19 protein-coding genes are annotated in these 21,017 nt (G+C 68.1%); 13 read left to right on the top strand and 6 right to left on the bottom strand.

Annotation, left to right across the window (positions count from 1 at the left end; genetic code table 11):
* The first annotated feature begins 40 nt into the window (after positions 1 to 40).
* The 12 genes from cheA (at position 41) to ACSFA2_RS21535 (ending at position 14,865) form a co-directional block, all read left to right on the top strand.
* The gene (gene cheA / locus ACSFA2_RS21590; protein WP_435457371.1) at positions 41 to 2,119 is read left to right on the top strand and encodes a chemotaxis protein CheA; all 2,079 of its coding nucleotides are present in this window, start codon (positions 41 to 43) and stop codon (positions 2,117 to 2,119) included.
* 55 nt (positions 2,120 to 2,174) lie between these two features.
* Entirely contained in the window at positions 2,175 to 3,506 is a 1,332-nt protein-coding gene (locus tag ACSFA2_RS21585) for an EAL and HDOD domain-containing protein (RefSeq protein WP_435457370.1), read from the top strand.
* Positions 3,507 to 3,602: 96 nt separating this feature from the next.
* Complete coding sequence (locus ACSFA2_RS21580; protein WP_435457369.1) at positions 3,603 to 4,439, top strand: CheR family methyltransferase; 837 nt, start codon at positions 3,603 to 3,605, stop codon at positions 4,437 to 4,439.
* Between the two features lie 61 nt (positions 4,440 to 4,500).
* Positions 4,501 to 5,154: a chemoreceptor glutamine deamidase CheD gene (gene cheD, locus ACSFA2_RS21575; RefSeq protein ID WP_435457368.1), complete on the top strand. Its 654-nt coding sequence runs from the start codon at positions 4,501 to 4,503 to the stop codon at positions 5,152 to 5,154.
* A gap of 56 nt (positions 5,155 to 5,210) precedes the next feature.
* On the top strand, positions 5,211 to 6,230 hold the full coding sequence (locus ACSFA2_RS21570; RefSeq protein ID WP_435457405.1) for a protein-glutamate methylesterase/protein-glutamine glutaminase: 1,020 nt from the start codon (positions 5,211 to 5,213) through the stop codon (positions 6,228 to 6,230).
* A gap of 26 nt (positions 6,231 to 6,256) precedes the next feature.
* Complete coding sequence (cheY, locus tag ACSFA2_RS21565) at positions 6,257 to 6,652, top strand: chemotaxis response regulator CheY (RefSeq protein WP_262076485.1); 396 nt, start codon at positions 6,257 to 6,259, stop codon at positions 6,650 to 6,652.
* Between the two features lie 2 nt (positions 6,653 to 6,654).
* Positions 6,655 to 7,296 (top strand): protein phosphatase CheZ, encoded by a 642-nt coding sequence (gene cheZ / locus ACSFA2_RS21560; protein ID WP_435457367.1) that lies wholly within the window; start codon positions 6,655 to 6,657, stop codon positions 7,294 to 7,296.
* A gap of 154 nt (positions 7,297 to 7,450) precedes the next feature.
* Positions 7,451 to 8,593, top strand: a complete 1,143-nt coding sequence (gene flhB / locus ACSFA2_RS21555; RefSeq protein ID WP_435457366.1) for a flagellar biosynthesis protein FlhB — start codon at positions 7,451 to 7,453, stop codon at positions 8,591 to 8,593.
* Positions 8,590 to 10,692 (top strand): flagellar biosynthesis protein FlhA, encoded by a 2,103-nt coding sequence (flhA, locus tag ACSFA2_RS21550; protein WP_435457365.1) that lies wholly within the window; start codon positions 8,590 to 8,592, stop codon positions 10,690 to 10,692. Before flhB ends, flhA begins: the two co-directional genes overlap by 4 nt.
* A 2-nt stretch (positions 10,693 to 10,694) precedes the next feature.
* Positions 10,695 to 13,196, top strand: a complete 2,502-nt coding sequence (gene flhF, locus ACSFA2_RS21545) for a flagellar biosynthesis GTPase FlhF (protein WP_435457364.1) — start codon at positions 10,695 to 10,697, stop codon at positions 13,194 to 13,196.
* Positions 13,197 to 13,215: 19 nt separating this feature from the next.
* Positions 13,216 to 14,100 carry a MinD/ParA family ATP-binding protein gene (locus ACSFA2_RS21540; RefSeq protein WP_435457363.1) on the top strand — a complete coding sequence of 295 codons (885 nt, stop codon included), beginning with the start codon at positions 13,216 to 13,218 and terminating at the stop codon, positions 14,098 to 14,100.
* A gap of 21 nt (positions 14,101 to 14,121) precedes the next feature.
* A complete protein-coding gene (locus ACSFA2_RS21535; RefSeq protein WP_435457362.1) occupies positions 14,122 to 14,865 on the top strand; it encodes an RNA polymerase sigma factor FliA in 744 nt (247 codons plus the stop codon).
* A 4-nt stretch (positions 14,866 to 14,869) separates the two neighbouring features.
* On the opposite strand, the gene ACSFA2_RS21530 is transcribed toward ACSFA2_RS21535, so the two are convergent.
* From ACSFA2_RS21530 to ACSFA2_RS21510, 5 genes are all read right to left on the bottom strand, one after another.
* Positions 14,870 to 15,613 (bottom strand): EAL domain-containing protein, encoded by a 744-nt coding sequence (locus ACSFA2_RS21530; protein ID WP_435457361.1) that lies wholly within the window; start codon positions 15,611 to 15,613, stop codon positions 14,870 to 14,872.
* A 139-nt stretch (positions 15,614 to 15,752) separates the two neighbouring features.
* Positions 15,753 to 16,583: a LytR/AlgR family response regulator transcription factor gene (locus tag ACSFA2_RS21525; protein ID WP_435457360.1), complete on the bottom strand. Its 831-nt coding sequence runs from the start codon at positions 16,581 to 16,583 to the stop codon at positions 15,753 to 15,755.
* Positions 16,580 to 17,650 (bottom strand): sensor histidine kinase, encoded by a 1,071-nt coding sequence (locus tag ACSFA2_RS21520; protein WP_435457359.1) that lies wholly within the window; start codon positions 17,648 to 17,650, stop codon positions 16,580 to 16,582. Before ACSFA2_RS21520 ends, ACSFA2_RS21525 begins: the two co-directional genes overlap by 4 nt.
* Positions 17,644 to 17,937, bottom strand: coding sequence for a 2TM domain-containing protein (locus ACSFA2_RS21515; protein ID WP_435457358.1), 294 nt, complete (start codon positions 17,935 to 17,937; stop codon positions 17,644 to 17,646). Before ACSFA2_RS21515 ends, ACSFA2_RS21520 begins: the two co-directional genes overlap by 7 nt.
* 77 nt (positions 17,938 to 18,014) lie before the next feature.
* Entirely contained in the window at positions 18,015 to 18,605 is a 591-nt protein-coding gene (locus tag ACSFA2_RS21510; RefSeq protein WP_435457404.1) for a DUF6622 family protein, read from the bottom strand.
* Between the two features lie 220 nt (positions 18,606 to 18,825).
* On the opposite strand from ACSFA2_RS21510, the gene ACSFA2_RS21505 reads away from it, so the two are divergent.
* Complete coding sequence (locus tag ACSFA2_RS21505; RefSeq protein ID WP_435457357.1) at positions 18,826 to 19,206, top strand: hypothetical protein; 381 nt, start codon at positions 18,826 to 18,828, stop codon at positions 19,204 to 19,206.
* Positions 19,207 to 19,228: 22 nt separating this feature from the next.
* Here the strand turns inward: ACSFA2_RS21505 and ACSFA2_RS21500 are convergent, their stop codons facing one another.
* Entirely contained in the window at positions 19,229 to 20,761 is a 1,533-nt protein-coding gene (locus ACSFA2_RS21500) for a bifunctional aminoglycoside phosphotransferase/ATP-binding protein (protein ID WP_435457356.1), read from the bottom strand.
* Positions 20,762 to 21,017 lie beyond the last annotated feature (256 nt).

Below are 21,017 nucleotides of genomic sequence, written 5' to 3'. Positions count from 1 at the left end.
TCAGCGTCGTTGGCACGGTGCCGACGGCAGGGGATAAAAAATGGACCTCAGTCAATTCACGCAAGCATTCTTCGTCGAAGCCATCGAACTCCTCGCGCAGATGGAGCAGTTGCTGCTCGAGCTGGATGTCGATCAGCCCGACAGCGAACACCTGAATGCCATCTTCCGCGCTGCGCACTCGATCAAGGGCGGCGCAGCCACATTCGGCTTCACCGGGCTGACGGAAACGACCCATCTTCTTGAAACCCTCCTGGACCGGGCGCGACACGGGCAGTTGCGCCTGAGCGGTCCCATGATCGATGCCTTTCTGGAAACGAAGGACGCCTTGCAAGACCAACTCACCGCCTACCAGGCCGATCGGGAACCCGATGCCGACCGCGTCGCACACATCTGTGGCGTGCTTCAACAACTGGCCCGCGAGAACAGCGATGCCGCAGCAGCTTCGGCTGCAGCCGCGGCATCGCCTGCACTAGCACCCGCTCCCGCACCTGTGGTGGTGGCTGCTGCGCCCGCGCCGGCAGAGCCCGCCGCTTCAGCGGTCGGCGACGGTGCCTTGCGCATCCGTTTCTCGTCCTTGCCCGACGACGAATGCGATTTGCTGGTCGGCGAGCTGACGAACCTCGGGACTGTGCTCTCGAAGACCCGCAGCGGCACCGACCTGACGGTGATGCTCGAGACCACCTGCGACCCCGACGCGATCATCGCCGTCTGCTGTTTCGTGATCGACGATTCGCAGATCGTGATCGACCGCGGCGGCGCGGAGCCGGCACCGGCCGACGCGCTTGCACCCGTGGCCGCTGCGCCGGTGGCCGTGGCGCCCGCACCCGCGCCCGCACCGGTGGCCTCCGCGCCGGCGCCCGCAGCCGCATCTGCTGCCGCGGGCGGCGCCGCCACCAAGGAATCGAGCTCGATCCGCGTTGACGTCGAGAAGGTCGACCAACTCATCAACCTGGTGGGCGAACTGGTGATCACGCAGTCGATGCTCACGCAGGCGGCCACCATGCTCGACCCGGTGGCCTACGAGCGCTTCCTGAGCGGCCTGGGCCACCTGGAGCGCAACGCACGCGACCTGCAGGAGTCGGTCATGTCCATCCGGATGATGCCGATGGACTATGTCTTCAGCCGCTTCCCGCGCGTGATCCGCGACGTGAGCGCCAAGCTGGGCAAGCAGATCCGCCTCGACACGGTCGGCAAGGAAACCGAGCTGGACAAGGGCCTGATCGAGCGCATCATCGACCCGCTGACGCACCTGGTGCGCAACAGCCTGGACCACGGCATCGAAACGCCTGACGTGCGCGTGAAGAACGGCAAGGACGCGACCGGCCAGCTGCTGCTCTCCGCACAGCACCACGGCGGCAACATCGTGATCGAGGTGAGCGACGACGGTGGCGGCCTCAACCGCGAACGGATTCTGGCCAAGGCCCTGCAGCAGGGCATGCCGGTGAGCGAGGCGATGACGGACGACGAGGTGTGGCAACTCATCTTCGCGCCCGGCTTCTCGACCGCCGAGCAGATCACCGACATCTCCGGCCGCGGCGTGGGCATGGACGTGGTCAAGCGCAACATCCAGGAGATGGGTGGCCATGTGGAGATCCAATCGCGCGGCGGCCGGGGCACCACCACCCGCATCGTGCTGCCGCTCACGCTGGCCATCCTGAACGGCATGTCCGTCAAGGTGGGCAGCGAAGCCTACATCCTGCCGCTGAGCTATGTCATCGAATCGCTGCAGCCGCTCGAGGAGCACCTGCACTCGATCACGGCCGACGGCCATGTGATCAAGGTGCGTGGCGAGTACCTGCCATTGATCGAGCTGCACCGCGTCTTCGACGTGGCCGGCGCGCAGACCAAGCCGACCCAGGGCATCCTGGTGATCGTGCAGGCCGACGACACTCGCTTCGCGTTGATGGTCGACGAACTGCTGGGTCAGCACCAGGTCGTGGTGAAGAACCTCGAGACCAACTACCGCAAGGTGCCGGGCATTTCGGCGGCGACGATTCTGGGCGACGGCAGCGTGGCCTTCATCATCGACGTGGCCGCCATGCCTCGCATCCAGCGCGCACAGGCGGCCAGCCTGTCGGCGCTGGCGACCGCATCGCGCACGGCGGTGGCGGCGGCCTGAGGCCGCGCGCCGAAGCCGACCGCCAGCCAGCAAACAGGGAACACAAGGAACCGCCATGCGATTCGATTTCTTCAGGCGTTCCGATTCCGAGGACAAGGCTGTCGACAAGCACGCTCGCAGCGACGTGAAGGCGCCTGTGGCGACGCCGCGGGTGAGCGACCCGGGCGAGGTGCCCGGGCACATCGTCCATGCCATGCTGCTCGACAGCCGCAAGCGGACGGTGGGTTATCGCCTGGGCTGGCGCGTCACCGGGGCGCCGGCAGGGCAGGGCGGCATGGCCAGCTTCAAGCCGTTGCTGCGCGCGATCTCGCAGCACCTCAACGGCGACGGCCGTGCCTGGGCCCTCGACGAGATGGAGCTGTTCGTCGACGCGACCATCGAGTCGCTCTTCGCGAGCGAGCTCCAGGAGCTGCCGGCGGAGCACATGGTGCTGTGCATGTCGCTGCAGGACATGTCGGATGCGGATGCGCGGCCGATGCTGATGTACCTGCGCGAGCAGGGCTTCGGCTTCATGCTGTGCGGCGCGTCGGCGTTCCCGGAAGACCCGGAACTGCGGCGCATCGTCACCCACATGGACGTGGGCGCGGCTGACCCGTCGGTGCTGGCGCGGATGAGCGAAGGCCCGGACCCGTTGCGGGTGCAGTGGGTGGCGACGCGCATCCATGACCTCGGCGACCTCGACGCCAGCGCGAGCTTCCACATGAAGGCCTTCGTCGACGGCGGCTTCCCGCTGCTGCCGGCTGGGCACCTCGTGGACGCGCTGCAGCCCGATGCGCAGCTGATCGTGAAGCTCATGCGCATGATCCATCGCAACGAGGACACCCGCGAGATCGAGGCGACGCTCAAGCTCGACGCGCGCCTGACCTATCGGCTGCTGCGCCACATCAATTCACCGGCCATCGGTGGCGGCGTGGAGATCCATTCGCTGCGGCATGCGGTGTCGATGCTCGGCTACACGCCGATGTTCCGCTGGCTGACGATGCTGCTGGCCAGCAGCCACAGCACGGCAGGCACGCCCTACATGACGAAGAAGGCGATCATCCGCGGCCGCTTCGTCGAGCTGCTCGGCCAGGGCCTGCTGCCGCCGGCCGAAGCCGACAACCTGTTCGTGGTGGGCATGCTGTCGTTGATCGACCAGCTGCTCGGCGTCCCGATGGAGGAAATCCTCGGTCACGTGCACCTGCCCACGCCGGTGCAGGACGCGATCCTGCGGCGCAGCGGCGTGTACGGCGCCTTCCTGGCGCTGGCCGAGAGCTGCGAGTCGGATGGTGCGCTCGCCGCCGAGCTGTCGGAAGAACTCTTCCTGAGCCAGGAGCAGGTGAACGGCGCGCATCTCATGGCGCTGGCCTGGGCCCAGGACGTGGGGGCCGGAGCGGACGTGGCCTAGGCCACGTTGCCTGAAAAGCGCGGCTTTGGCCCCTCTGATCGGACGCTCGAATCCAGTGAACGCCCAGTACATTGAATCCCACAACCCAAGGCACCCTTGAGCACCGAATTCACCTTCACCGACAGCGACTTCGCCAAGGTCCGCACGCTGATTCATCGCCGTGCGGGCATTGCCCTGGGCGACCAGAAACGCCAGATGGTCTACAGCCGTCTGTCGCGACGTCTGCGTGAGCTCGGCATCCCCGAATTCGCAACTTACCTCGCCATGCTGGAGGCCGGCAACGACGAGGACGAGTGGCAGGCCTTCATCAATTCGCTCACGACCAACCTCACGTCCTTCTTCCGCGAAGCGCACCACTTTCCGGTGCTCGCGGAGCATGTGCGCAAGGCCAAGGAGCCGGTGACCATCTGGTGCGCGGCGGCCTCCACCGGCGAAGAGCCATATTCGCTCGCGATCACGCTGATCGAGGCGCTGGGTGAACAGAAAGCCGCCTCGGCCCGCATCATCGCGACCGACATCGACACGGCCGTGCTGCAAAAGGCGGCGGCCGGCGTGTTCACGCTCGAGCAGGTCGAGCGCATGTCGCCCGAGCGGCTGCGCCGCTTCTTCAACAAGGGCACCGGCGGGAATGCGGGCCGCGTGCGCATCCGTCCCGAAGTGGCACAACTCGTGAAGTTCTCGCGTCTGAACCTGCTGGACACGTCGTGGGCGGTGAAGGAGCCGGTCGACGCGATCTTCTGCCGCAACGTGATGATCTATTTCGACAAGCCGACGCAGAACAAGATCCTCGAGCGCTTCCTGCCGCTGCTCAAGCAGGGTGGACTGCTGTTCGCCGGGCACTCGGAGAACGCGTCGCTGGTGAACCAGAGCTTCAAGTCGCTGGGCCATACCGTGTATTCGGTGGTGCGCACGAAAACCGCGGTGCCAGCATGAGCGCCGCGCCGGGCCGCCCCAAGCCAGCTCGCACCGCAGTGCGGAGCACGAAGGCATTCCGATGAGCCCTTCGGCGTCGAGTGCGCTCGCCAGCCACCACTACTTCGACCGCGATCTGAATCAGATGGCGGTGAAGTTGTTGCCGGCGGAGTACTACGTCACGACCACCAACACCGTGCTGAGCACGGTGCTCGGCTCGTGCGTTGCGGCCTGCCTGCACGACGTCGACACCGGCATCGCCGGCATGAACCACTTCATGCTGCCCGAGGACAGCGACCGCACCGCCCGCGATGCCCGCGAGTCGATGCGCTACGGCACCTATGCGATGGACGTCCTGATCGCCGAGATGCTGCGCGCCGGGGCGCGCCGCGAGCGCCTGCAGGCCAAGGTCTTCGGCGGCGGCGCGGTGCTGGCGAACATGACGACGCTGAACATCGGCGACCGCAATTCCGACTTCGTGCTGCGCTACCTGGCCGAGCAACGCATCCCGGTCGCGGCGCAGGACCTGCGCGGCCCGCACGCGCGCCGCGTCTGCTTCGTGCCCTCGACGGGCAAGGCCAGCGTGCGCAAGCTGCGCGCGCAGACGGATGTGCAACTGGTCCAGCGCGAGGAGGGCGAGCTGCTGCGGCAGATCGTGGCGCCGCGCGTGCTGGGCACTGAAAAAACCGCAGCCACGGCCACGCTGTCCGGGGCCAGGAACAAAGGAAGACTGTGAGCACGAACAAGATCAAGGTCCTGTGTGTCGACGATTCGGCACTGATACGCAGCGTGATGACCGAAATCATCAACAGCCAGCCCGACATGACGGTGGTCGGAACCGCGGCCGACCCGCTGGTGGCGCGCGACCTCATCAAGGTCACCCATCCCGACGTGCTCACGCTGGACGTCGAAATGCCGCGCATGGACGGCCTGGAGTTCCTCGAGAAGTTGATGCGGCTGCGGCCGATGCCGGTCGTGATGGTGTCGTCGCTGACCGAGCGCGGTTCGGAGATCGCACTGCGCGCGCTCGAACTGGGCGCCATCGACTTCGTCACGAAGCCCCGCCTGGGCGTGCGTGACGGCTTGCTCAACTACACCGAACTGATCGCCGGCAAGATCCGCACGGCTGCCAGCGCGCGCATCATCGCCGCGCGCCAGCCCTCGGCCAAGCCGGCCGATGTGCCGCAGGAGTCGCTGCTGCGCAGCCCGCTGCTGAGCACCGAGAAGCTGATCATCATCGGTGCCTCCACCGGCGGCACCGAAGCCATCCGCGAAGTGCTGCAGCCGCTGCCGCCCGATTCGCCGGCGGTGCTCATCGCCCAGCACATGCCCGGCGGCTTCACCAAGTCCTTCGCGCAGCGGCTCGATTCGCTGTGCCGCATCCACGTGAAGGAAGCGGAACACGGCGAACGCGTGCTGCCCGGCTATGCCTACATCGCGCCCGGCGGCTTCCACCTGTCGCTCGGCCGCAGCGGTGCCAACTACGTGGCCCACCTGGACCAGGAGCCGCCGGTGAACCGGCACCGCCCGTCGATCGACGTGCTGTTCGACTCGGCGGCCAAGTACGCCGGCAAGAACGCCATCGGAATGCTCTTGACAGGCATGGGCAAGGACGGTGCCGAGGGCCTGCTGCGCATGCACAAGGCCGGCGCCCACACCCTGGCGCAGGACGAGGCGAGTTGCGTGGTGTTCGGCATGCCGCGCGAGGCGATCGCCATCGGCGCCGCCGACGAAGTGGCGCCCCTGGGAGAAATGTGCCGACGTGTGCTGACCCATCTGCGCACCTTCGGCGAGCGGACCAACCGTGTTTGATGAACGACTTTGTGGAGTGAAATATCGTGATTGACAAGAGCATCAAGATCCTGGTCGTGGATGACTTCCCGACCATGCGGCGCATCGTGCGCAACCTGCTGAAAGAGCTGGAGTTCCTCAACGTCGACGAGGCCGAAGACGGCGCCGCCGGCCTCGAGAAGCTCAAGGGCGGTGGCTTCGGCTTCGTCGTGTCGGACTGGAACATGCCCAACATGGACGGCCTGACGATGCTGCAGACCATTCGCGCCGATCCCGCGCTGTGCAAGCTGCCGGTGCTGATGGTGACCGCCGAGGCCAAGAAGGAAAACATCGTCGCGGCGGCCCAGGCCGGCGCGAACGGCTATGTGGTGAAGCCCTTCACAGCGGCCACGCTGGAGGACAAGCTCACCAAGATCTTCGAGAAGCTAGCCAAAGAGGCCTGACCATGTCCACCCAAGCGCTGGAAACAGCAGACCATCACAACACGGCCGAAGAACTTTTGGGCCGCATCGGCCACCTCACGCGTCAACTGCGCGATGGCATGCGCGAGCTGGGTCTCGACAAGCAGGTGGAGAAGGCGGCACAGGCCATTCCCGATGCGCGCGACCGGCTGAACTACGTCGTCACCATGACCGAGCGCGCCGCCCACCGCGCGCTCAACGCGGTCGATGCGGCGCAGCCGTTGCAGGAAGAACTGGCCCGCTCGGCCAAGGGTCTGACCGCGCGCTGGGACACCTGGTTCGCCAACCCGATCGAACTCGACCAGGCCCGTGGTCTGGTCGAGGACACGCGCAGCTACCTGGGCGCCGTGCCCGAGAAGGCCAGCGCGATCAACTCGCAGCTCATGGAGATCCTGATGGCACAGGATTTCCAGGATCTGACCGGGCAGGTGATCAAGAAGATGATGGAAGTCGTCAACGAGATGGAGACGCAGCTGCTCCAGGTCCTGATCGACAACGTGCCCGCCGACCGTCGTCCGGCGGAGGCACCGAGCCTGCAGAACGGTCCGCAGGTCGTCGCCGGCAACCCGGATGCGGTCAGCGACCAGTCGCAGGTCGACGACCTGCTGGCGAGCCTGGGTTTCTAGGCGGGAGAGAAGCGGCCGCCCCGGGTTTTCGGGCGGCCCATTGTGCGAGAAGCGGGGGGTTCGGGGGCTTGATCGACCGATTGTTTCGGACGACTGAATTCAATAATTCAGTCATGTGCAAGGCGCGATTCGCGCATGCCGGTCCGGAGCAAGAATGTCTGAGGAAAGCGATCTCGAGAAGACGGAAGAAGCCTCCCCGCGGCGCCTGGAAAAGGCGCGTGAGGATGGCGATGTCGCCCGCTCCCGCGAGCTCGTGACCCTGGTGATCCTGGGGGCGGGCATCGCCGGGCTCTGGCTCACCTCCGGCTCGCTCGGCACCACCTTCGGCGGTGCACTGCAGCACGGCCTGCAATTCGACCGCAAGTCGGCCTTCGATGCCTCCCACATGCTGACCCAGGCCGGGTCGATGGTGCTGGAGGCGCTCCTGGCCATCGCTCCGTTCTTCGGGATGATGATGCTTGCGGCGCTGGTCGGCCCGATCATTCTGGGCGGCTGGCTCTTCTCGACGAAGGCCATCGCGCCCAATTTCGGCAAGCTCAACCCCCTGGCCGGCATCGGCCGCATGTTCTCGACCCAGTCGCTGGCCGAGCTGACCAAGGCGCTGGCCAAGTCGCTGCTGGTCGGCGTCGTGGCCTGGTGGGTCATCTCGGGCCACGTCGGCGACATGGTGGCGCTGATGGGCGAGCCGGCGAATCGCGCGCTGCCGCACGCCATCCGCATGATCGTGGTCGATTGCGCCGTGATCGCCGCCACGCTGGTCATCGTCGCGATGATCGACGTGCCCTACCAGCTCTGGAGCCACGCCAAGAAGCTGCGCATGTCGCGCGAGGATCTGCGCCAGGAGCACAAGGAAAGCGAAGGCGACCCGCATGTGAAGGCGAACATCCGCCGCATGCAGCAGCAGGTCGCCAAGCGCCGGATGATGGCCGAGGTGCCCAAGGCCGACATCGTGGTGACCAACCCGTCGCACTTCGCGGTGGCGCTGAAGTACCGCGATGGCGACATGCGTGCGCCGCGTGTCGTGGCCAAGGGCAGCGACCTGGTGGCGCAGCGCATCCGCGAGCTGGCCAAGGAACACAACGTGGCCGTGCTCGAGGCGCCGCCACTGACCCGTGCGCTCTTCAAGCACACCCGCCTGGGCGACGAGATTCCCGCAGGCCTTTACACGGCGGTCGCCGAAGTGCTGGCCTGGGTCTACCAGCTCAAGCGCTGGAAGGACGAGGGCGGTGATGCGCCGCGCACGCCGACCGACCTGCCTGTTCCCTCCGAGCTTCAATACAACGTGAGCGCCGCATGAATTCACTCGCCGGACTGCTGCGCATGCCCAAGGGCATGCTCGATGCAAAACAGTTCAAGGGGCTGACCGGGCCCATCCTGATCGTGCTCATCCTGAGCATGATGGTGCTGCCGCTGCCGCCGTTCCTGCTGGACCTGCTGTTCACCTTCAACATCGCCGTGTCGATCATGGTGCTGCTGGTGAGCATGTACACCATGAAGCCGCTCGACTTCGCGGCCTTCCCGGCCGTGCTGCTGTTCTCCACGCTGCTGCGCCTGTCGTTGAACGTCGCGTCCACCCGGGTCGTGCTGATGCACGGCCATACCGGCCCCGATGCGGCCGGCAAGGTGATCGAGGCCTTCGGCCACTTCCTGGTGGGCGGCAACTTCGCCGTGGGCGTGATGGTGTTCATCATCCTGGTGCTCATCAACTTCATGGTGATCACCAAGGGGGCGGGCCGGATCGCGGAAGTCGGCGCACGTTTCGCGCTGGACGCCATGCCCGGCAAGCAGATGGCGATCGACGCCGACCTCAACGCCGGCCTGATCGGCGAAGACGTGGCACGCAAGCGCCGCGCCGAAGTGGCGCAGGAAGCCGACTTCTACGGCTCCATGGACGGTGCCAGCAAGTTCGTGCGCGGCGACGCCATCGCCGGCCTGCTGATCATGATCATCAACATCATCGGCGGGCTGTTCGTCGGCATGCTGCAGCACGGCCTGGACTTCCAGACGGCATCGACCACCTACACGCTGCTGGCCATCGGCGACGGCCTGGTGGCGCAGATCCCGGCACTGGTCATCTCGACCGCGGCCGGCGTGATCGTCTCGCGCGTCGCGACCGACGAAGACGTGGGCAGCCAGCTCACGGGCCAGTTGTTCTCCAACCCGAACGTGATGTTCCTCACGGCCGGCATCGTCGGCCTGCTGGGCATGATCCCGGGCATGCCGAACCTGGCCTTCCTGTTGATCGCGGGCGGGCTGGTCTGGATGGGGCGCAAGGGCCTTCAGCGCAAGGCAGCCGTTCCCACGCCCGAGCAGGTGGCCGCCGAACAGGCCGCCGCCGTGCAGACGCAGAACCCCGACACGGCCGAAGCCACCTGGGACGACGTCGCGCTGGTCGACCCGCTGGGCATGGAAGTGGGCTACCGCCTGATCCCGCTGGTCGACCAGTCGCAAAAGGGCGAGTTGCTCGGGCGCATCAAGAGCATCCGCAAGAAGATCGCCCAGGACATCGGCTTCCTGGTGCCGGTGGTGCACATCCGCGACAACCTCGAGATCAAGCCCAACAGCTACGTCGTGAGCCTGAAGGGCGTGGAGATCGGCCGCGGCGAAGCCTTCCCGAACCAGTGGATGGCGATCAACCCGGGCCAGGTCTCGGGCACGCTGGCCGGCACCCCGACGCAGGACCCGGCCTTCGGCCTCCCGGCGGTGTGGATCGACGGCAGCCTGCGCCAGCAGGCGCAGATCCTGGGCTACACGGTGGTCGATGCGTGCACCGTGATGGCCACGCACCTGAACCACCTGATCCAGACGCACGCGGCCGACCTGCTCGGCCGCCAGGAAGTGCAGCAGCTGCTCGACCAGATCAGCAAGACCGAACCCAAGCTCACCGAGGACCTGGTGCCCAAGGTGCTGTCGCTCAGCACGCTGCACAAGGTGCTGCAGAACCTGCTGGAAGAAGAGGTCTCGATCCGCGACATGCGCACCATCCTCGACGTGATGGCCGAACACGCGCCGTCCGTCAAGGACGCGACCGAACTTACCTCGCTCGTGCGCCTGGCCCTGGGCCGCGCGATCGTGCAGCAGCTCTTCCCGGGCGACTCGGAAGTGCAGGTCATCGGACTGGACGGCTCGCTCGACGGCGTGCTGCAGCAGGCGATGAGCAGCAACAGCGGCATCGAACCCGGCCTGGCCGACAACCTCCTGCGCCAGGCGCAGGCCGCCATCGCGCGCCAGGAGCAGATGGGGCTGGCCCCGGTGCTCGTGGTGCAGCACAGCCTGCGCGTGCTGCTCGCCCGTTTCCTGCGGCGCAGCCTGCCCCAACTCAAGGTGCTCTCCCATTCGGAGATCCCTGACAGCCGCAACATCAAGATCACCGCCACCCTTGGAGGAAGAGTTTGACCATGACCCACGACGTGCGTACCACTGCCCGCAAATTTGTCGCCGCCACCAGCCGCGAGGCCCTGCGACTCGTTCGCGAGGCCCTCGGCGCCGAGGCCATCGTGCTGACCAACCGCGCTTCCGCCGATGGCGTGGAGATCGTCGCGATGGCGGAGGGCGACGTGAGCGCCGCCGTCGCGCAGGTCTCGCTCCCCGCGCCTGCCGCGATGCCGGTCCATGTCGCGCCGATGGCCGTCCCGACACCCGCACCGCAGCCGCTGCGCGCGATGGCGGCGCCGGTGACACCCGTTGCCGTGATGGCGCCCGTCGCCGTGGCGGCACCGGTGGCCCCGGTTGCACCCGTGGCCGTCGCCCCCGCCGCAGCCCCGGCCGACGAGAGCGTGCTCAACGAACTGCATTCGATGCGCGGCATGCTCGAAGAGCAGCTCGCCAGCGTGGTCTGGAACGACAAGCAGCGCCGCGACCCGGTGCGCGGTCGCGTGCTGCGCACGCTGCTCGGCGCCGGTTTCTCGGCACGGCTGTCGCGGGCCATGCTCGAGAAGATGCCGTCCGGCCAGAGCTATGCCGAGGGCATGGCCTACGCGCGCGCCGAGCTGATCCGTGCGGTGCCGGTGCATGAAGACGAAGACGCGCTGTTCCGCCAGGGCGGCGTCTATGCGCTGATGGGGCCGACGGGTGTGGGCAAGACCACCACCACCGCCAAGCTGGCCTCGCGCTGCGTCATGCGCTTCGGCGCCGACAAGGTGGCGCTGGTCACCACCGACAGCTACCGGATCGGCGCCTATGAGCAGCTGCGCATCTACGGCCAGATCCTCGACGTGCCGGTGTATGCCGTCAAGGACAGCGCCGACCTCCACCTGGTGCTGCAGGACCTGCGCGACAAGCACCTGGTGCTGATCGACACCGTGGGCATGAGCCAGCGCGACCGCGCCGTGTCCGACCAGATCGCGATGCTGTGCACCAGCCACCGGCCGGTGAAGCGCCTGCTGCTGCTCAACGCCACCAGCCATGGCGACACGCTCAACGAAGTGGTGCATGCCTACCGCAACGGCAACGGCGGCAACGAGCTGGCCGGCTGCATCTTCACCAAGGTCGACGAAGCCACGCACCCGGGCGCGCTGATCGACACGGTCATCCGTCACCGCCTGCCGGTGCACTACATCTCCTGCGGCCAGAAGGTGCCGGAGAACCTGATGCCGGCCGACCGCGCACAGCTGATCGACAGCGTGTTCCAGCCGCGCCGCCACAGCCCGCTGTTCGTGCCGCCGGAAGTGGAGAGCCACGAGGAGTCGGGTGCACCGTCGGCCCAGACCGTGCAGGCCCAGGCCGAAGCCGACCGCCTGCGCTCGCAGTACCACAACCTCATTCGCGCCATGGCGCACGACGCGCAGGAACTCGCGACCGCCGCCGGCGCGCTGGGCGGCGCGCAGATCGGCTTCGAACGGGCCCGGGGCCTGTGGCGCCAGGCCGGCGACGAAGGCGCGGCCCAGCGCACCGTGATGGACGACCTGCTGGTGCACGCCCGCAGCGAAGTCGCCGCTGGTTGCCGTGGCCATGTGCTGGCGCTGAGCAGCCAGGTGGGCCTGCGCTCCGAAGGCGACGACGCCTACGAATGCCATACCAGCCTGCTGCTGTCCGACCGCACCGGCCAGCCGCTGGCCGCGCCGAACGGCTGGCTGTCGACCGCCAGTGCCGACGCCGTGCGCCGGCCCGGCCTGCGTCAGGTGCAGTGGCTGCGCCAGCAGGACTTCGGCAAGTCGCTGGTGCATGTGCTCACCAAGCTGCCCACGGCCGAGACGATGCTGCAGTGGCAGGCGCAGGGCCAGCGCTGGCTGGCGCGCGCCGTCGCCTCCACGGCCGTGACCGACACCGGGACCGGTGCCGGCCGCACGCTCGCGCGGCTCGAGCATCGTTTCGCCGAACCCCGCACGGTGCAGTTCGGCGGTCGTTCGGCGCTGCAGTCCGAAGCCGAGTGCGCGGTGCTGCTGCGCTTCAACGCCGCCGCCGCGGCCGCCGGTCTGGCCCGCGCCGACATGCCGACGCTGCGCTGCGTGGTCACGCGCATCGTCGATGCCCGCAGCGGCAAGCTGCTGCAGCAGAACTATGCGTTGTCGAACCTCGGCAGCGAAGTGACCGGCTCGCAGCTGGCGCAGTGGCAGGCCTGGGCCAACGAGAACGAACCCTGCTTCCGCCTGATCCGCCAGGGCGTGCAGCTCGTCGGCGGCCTGGGCGAACTGGGCGACCCGCACATGATGAAGCGGGTGCTGATCGCCGGGCAGATGACGACCACCGTGTGGCGCCTGTTGCGTGCCGACGGTGAATGGGCCGATCGCACACGCATGCTGCTCCATCAGTTGAGTGGCCGCCCGGCGCGTGCCAGCCGCCCGCTGACGGGCAACGCCCTGTACGCGGGCATGGGCAAGTTGTTCCTGCTGCTCGAAGCGCTGGGAACGGAATCCACGGCACCGACGCAGACGTCGAAGCCGCTGGAACAGCTGGGATGACTGGGATGAGGACACGGGCATGAGCAAGCAGGTCGCAGACCAGGCTGACGGATTGAGGCGCCTCTTGGCGCCGGCGCCGACGCGGGTGATCGCCGTGGCCAGCATGGCGCGGGGTGCCGGGGCCACGACGACCGCGATGAACATCGCCGCCGCACTGGTGCTCCAGGGCAAGAACGTGCTGCTGCTCGACCAGCATGCGGCGCGCGCGGGCTCGGTTTGCGCACAGTGGGCGATCGATGCGCTGGGCACCTGGACCGACGTGGCCCAGCACCGCCTGCGCTGTGCCGGCGCGGCGGTGGCCAGCGGCTCCGGCGTGCATGTGCTGCCGGCCCCGCCCGACCCGGCGGTGGCCACGTCCGACCCGCGCGAGTTCTACCAGGGCGGCGCGATCCTGATCGACGCCGCGATCGACGATGAGGGCCGGTTGCTGCCCCTGGCGCAGATGGCCGACGAACTGGTGCTGGTGCTCCAGCCCACGCCGAGCGCCGTGACCGCCGCCTACGCCGGCATCAAGCGGCTGCACTACGCCCATGCGCTGAAGCAGGCGCGGCTGATCTTCAACGGCGTGCGCGATGCCGACTCGGCCCAGCAGATGCTGACCAACCTGGTCCACACCGGCAGCCGGCACCTGGCAGTCTCGCTGCAGGACGGCGGGCTGGTGCGCGCCGACCCGCACCAGGCCGACGCCCGTCGCCTGTACCAGACCGTGGTCGAGGCCTACGGGACCAGTCCCGCCGCCGTCGACTTCCGCCGCATCGCCGACGAGTTGTGGCGCTCGCCGTGGCGCTCCAAGGTGCTGCGATCGCGCGCGGCCGAACAGGGCCATCGCATCGTCGACGGCGCCATCGACGCGGCGCATGCCGCTTCCCATCCCGCCGCTGCCTTCCAGGGCAGCAGTTTTTGAACCCCCATCGAAAGGGAACGCGTGTACACCGCACAGGGAACCATTGAAAAGTCCCATCTGCTGGCACAGCACCAGCCGTTGGTGAGGCGCATCGCGCTGCAGATGCTGGCCAAGCTGCCGGCCAGCGTCGAACTCGACGACCTGATCCAGGCCGGCATGATCGGCCTGCTCGATGCATCGAGCCGCTTCGAGGAGGGCAAGGGTGCCCAGTTCGAGACCTTCGTGAGCCAGCGCATCCGCGGCGCCATGCTCGACGAACTGCGTGCCAGCGACTGGGGCTCGCGCGGGCTGCGCCAGTCGGCGCGCGCCGTCGAGAAGGCGATCCACAAGCTGGAGCACGTGCTCGGGCGTCCGCCGACCGAAGGCGAGATCGCCAAGGAAATGAAGATGGAGCTGCACGACTACCAGTCGCTGCTGCAGGACGTGCAGGGCTGTCAGCTGCTCTACGTCGAGGACTTCGCCAAGGGCGAGGCCGAGAACCCGTTCATCGACATGCATGCGCAGGCGGCGAGCCACGATCGCGGCGGCAGCAACGACCCGCTGGCGCAACTGCTGGAAAGCGGCTTCCGCCACCAGCTGATCGACGCGATCTCCACGCTGCCCGAGCGCGACCAGCTGCTGCTGAACCTCTACTACGAGGAGGAGCTGAACCTGCGCGAGATCGGCGCCATCCTCGAAGTGAGCCAGTCGCGCGTGTGCCAGTTGCACAGCCAGGCGATCAGCCGCCTGCGCGCGCGCCTGAAGGACGAGTTGAAGGAAGACTGAGGACTCAGAGGGCGCGCCAGTCGATGACCGGCAGCGCCTCGACCTGCGGGCGGGCGAACAGGTAGCCCTGGAACAGCTCGACCCCGAAGCCGCGCAGCACCTGCAGTTCGTCGCGCGTTTCCACGCCCTCGGCCACGACACGGATGCCGAGTTCGCTGCAGATGCCCACCAGCCCGCGCACGATGGTGCGGCGCACGCGGTCGGTGTGGATGTCGCGCACCAGGTGCATGTCGATCTTCACCACGTCCGGCTGGAACATCGCGAGCAGTTCGATGCCGGCGAAGCCCGCGCCGAAGTCGTCGATGGCCGACGTGAGGCCACGCGGCTTGTAGGCGCGCAGCACGTCGGTGAGGTGCGGCACGTTGGCGATCTGCTCGCCTTCGGTCACCTCGAACATCAGGCGATCGATGGGAAAGTTGTTGCGCTCGGCGGCCAGCACCGTTTGCGACGCATAGTCCTCCGGTCGCGCCAGCGCATTGGGCAGCATGTTGAGGCTCAGGCGCGACTCCATGCCGAGCGAGCCGGCCAGCGCGATCGCCTTGCCCCGGCAAGCCTGGTCGAAGGCATAGCGTTGCGCGGGCAGCAGATCGCCGAAGAGAGCGGCCACGCAGGAGGTGCTCGGCGACCGCACCAACGCCTCGTGGGCGAAGACCTCGTGACGCACCACGTCCACGATCGGCTGGAACGCCATCGTGAAGGGGCTGAAGGCAGGCGCGCCGCCAGCGCCGAACATTGAATTTGTTTCCATCACATCGATACCCGCATGGCTGCATTGATAAACCGCCCGCGATGCCATGGCCGGCGCTCGAGCGCCGGCCACTGCCGAAGGGCTCATCAGGCTTATCGGCGCCGGGTGCGGAAACTGAAGGGGGCGCCGTGCCCGGCGCTCACATGGCGCGGAACAGGTGGGCGTAGAGCCGGCTGACGGGGATCGTCTCGCGGCGCCCGCGCAGCGTCAGCGACAGCTTGCCGGCTTCGTCGCGGTGCACCGATTCGATCGCATCGCTGCGCACGAGCACCGCCCGGTGCACTTGCCAGAACACGCCGGCATCGAGTTGCGGCAGCAACTGCCTGAGGGGCGTGCGGATGAGGAACTCGTCGGTCGCGGTGAGCACGCGCACGTACTTGTCGGCGGCCTCGAAGACCTGCACGTCGTCGATCGAGACCATGTGCACCGTGGCGCCGGACGTGCCGGCACCGCTCGCTGCGATGAATTTCAGCGGTACGCTGGTCGGCCCGGCGGACGGGCCACCGGCCACGTTCAGCAGCTTGCGCCACTGCGCCAGCGTGCTGGCCAGGATGTCCTCGCTCGGCAGCGCGGCCGAGCGGCGCAGCGCCAGCGCCTTCTGCAGCCGCACCACCGTGCGTTTCAGGCGATCGGGCTGCACCGGCTTGAGCACGTAGTCGATGGCCTGGGCGTCGAAGGCACGCGCCGCGTATTCGTCGTAGGCCGTGACGAACACCAGCTGCGGCAGCGGCGCTTCATCGGTCGGCCAGGCATCGGCCAGTTCGGCCGCGGCGGCCAGGCCGTCGAGGCCCGGCATGCGCACGTCGAAGAAGAGTACCTGCGGCAGCAGGCGCAGGCTCTCCCGCACGGCACTGCGGCCATCGCCGACGTTGGCGATCACCTGCAGGTCGGGCCAGGCGAGGGCGAGTTCTGCCTGCAGCGCCTGCGCCAACAGCGGCTCGTCCTCGGCGATGAGAGCAGTGGGCTTCATGGGGGCACCGGGAATGAAATGCTGGCGCAGGTGCCGCCGCCGCGCAAGGGGGTCATCCGCAGGGCGGCGCTCTCGCCATGCACGGTGGCCAGGCGCTCCCGGACCTGCATCAGTCCGAAGCCGTCGTTCGAAGGGGGCGGGGCGTCGGCGTCGATCCCCACACCGGTGTCGCACACCTCGAGCGTGATGCGACCGCCCGTGCGACGCGCGCGCACCGTGATCTCGCCCCCTTCGACCTTCGGCTCGAGGCCGTGGCGGATGCCGTTTTCCACCAGCGGCTGCAGCAGCAGCGGCGGCACCGGCAGGTCGCAGAGCTCATCGGGCAGGTCGAGCGTGTAGCGCAGGCGCGGGCCCATGCGCACCGCCATGAGTTCCAGGTAGTCGGACAGGCGGGCGAATTCGGCCGACAGCGGATGCGACACCGCCCGCGAGCCCGCGAGCGTCACCCGCAGGTAGCTGTTGAGCCGGTCGAGCATGGTCACGGCGCGCGGCGGGTCGAGCGTGATCAGCGCGCGCAGGTTGGCCAGCGTGTTGAAGAGCATGTGCGGCTCGAGCTGCGTCTCGAGCAGCTTCAGGCGCGCCTCGGCGGCATCGCGCTGTGCGGCGGCGATCTGCGCTTCGAGCGACTTCGCCCGGCCCCGGCTGAAGTAGTAGTAGGCGATGACGATGGAGGCGAACAGCGAGATGAGCGCGATCGATGTGAAGCGCCCGGGCGCCAAGCGCAGCAGATCCCAGGTCGACTGGCCGCTGTAGGCGTCGCCGACGGCGGTGCCCACGATGAAGCCGTTGGCGGACCCCGCCAGCAGGAGCGAGGCGGCCATGCCGCGCCGCTGCCAGAAGCTGCTGCGGCCCCGGTCGACGAGCCACCAGCCGGCATGGACTGTGAACAGCGTCACGAAGCCGATCGCCATCGAGTAGACGAACTGCACGTCCCAGTCGCGCGGCCCCGACACGGCCAGCGCCAGCGCGATGACGCTGCAGAGCACGGCATTGGTGACCGAATGCCGCAGCAGGTGCTGCAGCGCGTAGCGGGCGGTGCCGGGCTCGGGGCCCTCGGGTGTCACCACGGGTCTTTCTGCTGCAGCGCGCGGCGTTCGCGCGCCAGCAGCCGTTCGTAGAAGCCGCCGCCGGGGATGGCGGCGAAGACCACGAAGCCGTGCACCAGCAGGCCGAGCCCCCAGCCCAGCAGCGGGTAGGCCGCCCAACTGCGGCCCTGGCCCATGGACAGGACGACCAGGCCGAGGTTCACGAGCAGGTAGACGGCGGCATGGATGTACCAGCCCATCTTGGCGCCGGCCCGTCGGCGGGCGAGGTGCTCGGGATCATTGGAGAAGGAGCTTGAGCGGTGGCGCATGGCGAGGACTTTCTGACAGGGTGATTCTTACGGAAGAACGCGGCCCGGTGGCATGGACCGGCGATGCAGGTCGTTGCTCAAACCAGCCCGGCGGTGGAGGCGCTCTGGCCGTCGCGCCGGGCCAGCCTCCACAGCCGCAGGCCCCGCGCTGCGAAGATGCCGCTGAACGCGCCGTACAAGACACCGATGCACAGCGCGAAGACCCGGTCGTTCGACAGCGACGGGTGCATCGCCACCTGCACCGACACGGCGTACTTGGTGAAGAAGATGGCCATCATCAGCGCCAGGGGCACGGCGGTGCCGGAGAGCTGGAAGCGGCGCGCGGCGGCGTCGTAGCGCGTGGTGTCGGGCAGCGGACGCCGCAGCACGAGGAATCCGGCCACGAGCGCGGCCGCGGCCCAGCCGAGAACGGCGATCGGCTGGCGGCTGAAGACCGACAGCACGCCGTAGATCGACAGTGCGGTCATGGCGACAGGCATCGAGATGGCGCGCGAGAGACTCAGGCGATGCGACAGCAGCTGCCTGCCACCCAGCCACAGCAGCAGGGCGAAGAGGGCGAACACCCAGAGGGGCGTGCCGGCAAGGATCTGGATCAGCATGAGGGACTCCTGAACGGAAGGGTGGGTGAGGAAGCGATGGGAACGGACGCGACTGTGCCCGGGGGGCACCAGCGGCGACAGCACGATGCGACGAAATGCGAATCGGTGGTGCCGGATGTCGGCAGCAGGGGCGAACGGCACCGACCGGACGCGTTCGCCTCGCCTCTGCTGCGGAGTTGATCTGCGTCAACGGGAGGGCGCCACGCGCCCGCAAGATCGGCCCTGTCACGCGTCCCCTGTTCCGTACAGCCGAGACCCAACCCCTTCCGCTCTTCCTAGAAAGTCAGCAATGTCCCTCTTTCACGCAGTCGCTTTTGTCGACCACCAGTCCGCCCAGGTGGTGCAGTTCGACGCCGAACACACGGTGGAGCAGAAGATCCATGCGCATGCGCACTACACGCGCCAGCATGGCAGCGCCGTGCGGTCGGAACATGAATTCTTCGCCGAGGTGTGCGACGCGCTCGAAGGCATTGCCGAGGTGCTCATGGCCGGCGGGCACACCGGCCTGGCCGACTTCCGCCACTACGTCGAGAAGCATCGTCCGCCGACGGCCGCGCGAATCACGGGCTACGAGGTCGTGGATCACCCGAGCGAGAAGGCGCTGGTGGCGTTGGCGCGCAAGCACTTCGTCAAGTACGACCAGATGGGCGGCGCGGGCACGCCGGCCTGAGAGCTTGGAAGGCTGAGCGTTGTCAGGTCGCCGCGAGCCACTGCGCGGCGATGGCCTGCGGTGACACGGGTGCTGCAGCATCGGCGACGATCGCGGCCGCACGCTCGGATTCGCTGAGCGCTTCATCGGCTCCGGCCAGCTTTTCCATCACGGCCAGATCGGCCTCCGACGCGTCCGCGCCGCCGGCCTGTCGCGCTTCGATTCGTTGCTGCAGCACCGGCAGCGCGGCGCGGCAATCGAGCACGGAAAACGGCACCCCCGTCGCGGCCGCCAGTCCGGCGAACGAGGCCCTCTCCGCGTGGCGCAGGAAGGCCGCATCGACGATCACCCGCCAGCCGGCGCGCAGGGCGATGTCGGCGACCTGCTGCAGGCGCGCGTAGGTGCGGTGTGTCGTGGCCGCATCGTAGATGCCGCCGGGCACACGCTCACGGGACGATGCTCGCGCCTGGAGCCCGAACAGGCGCTTGCGCTCGACGTCGGAGCGCACGCAAATGGCGCCGGCTGCTTCGAGCACGCCTTGCGAGACGAAGCTCTTGCCCGAGCCCGGTAGCCCGTGGGTGATGGCCAGGCGCGCATCGTCGGCGGTCGACAGCGCTTCTGCGAGTGCCCGGTAGGCGGACGCATCGCAGCCGCCGACCGCCTGCACGCCCTGCCGCTCGGCGAGGGTGCTCACCTGCGCGCGCACCAGCGCGCGGCACACCATGGCAAAGCGCAGGCCGGGGAGGGCGCCGTAGTCGCCGCTGGCGGACAAGCAGGCGTTGATGAAGCGGAACGCGAGCGTGCGGCGGTTGTTCGCCAGCAGGTCCATGGCGAGAAAGGCGATGTCGTCGACCACGTCGATCCAGCGCAGCGCCGGGTCGAACTCGATCCCGTCGAAGGCGGTGGCCTGGCCTTCGAGCTGCAGCACATTGCCCAGGTGCAGGTCTCCGTGGCATTCGCGGACATGGCCTTCGCGTTGACGCGCGGCCCACCAGGGCCCCAGCGCCTGCAACTGCCCGGCCATCCAGGCGCGCAGTGCCGGCGCCTCGACCGTCTCGCCCAGGCCCTGCACCACCTGCGCGTGGGCGGCGGCAGACCCGAACGCGCTGCTCGCGGGTGCCACCGCGGCGGTTCGGTGGAAAGCTGCCAGCGTCTGCGCCATCGCGTCGACATGGTGCGGCGCCAGCGTGCCGGCCCTCAGCATGTCGCGCCACAAGGCGCCATCCGGGAACCGGCGCATGTGGACTGCGACATCGAGCACCGTGCCGGGGCCGCCGAACGTGGCGCCCTGTCCGTTGTCGCAGACTTCCACCACGTCGAGGTAGAGCGAGGGCGCCAGCCGCCGGTTCAGCCGCAATTCCTCGTCGCAGAACCGGCGCCGCGCGGCCAGCGTCGTGCAGTCCAGGAATGGCAGCCGCAAGGGCTTTTTCAGTTTGTAGGCCGTCGACCTGCCCAGCAGCAGCCACGAGATGTGCGTTTCGATCAGCGTCGCCGGCACGCCGTCGGCGTCTGTGAGCGAAGCCTGGAGCGCTGCGACGCGCTCGCGTGCCGCGGCCAGGAGTGACGAGGGGTTCATCCGATGCACCATACAGGCAATGCGGAGCTCGCAACTGTGAGAGCCGCACTTGCGCCAGCGCAGGGTCGGTCATCGGACATGCGCGCATCATGGAAATCGGGGCAGTGCTTGGCGGCCCCTTCCCAAGGAGCCCACGCATGAACCCGCATTCCAGATCCAGCCACGCTGGCGCCGTGAGCGTTGGCGCGCCTCGGTGCGGCCCCTCCGAAGCGCGCAGCGGCACCGATCGCAGAGGCGAATGGGCGATGAGTTTTGC

The organism is Variovorax cryoconiti, assembly GCF_051216395.1.
GTDB lineage: Bacteria > Pseudomonadota > Gammaproteobacteria > Burkholderiales > Burkholderiaceae_C > Variovorax.
This window is presented reverse-complemented; position numbering and strand designations above follow the sequence as displayed.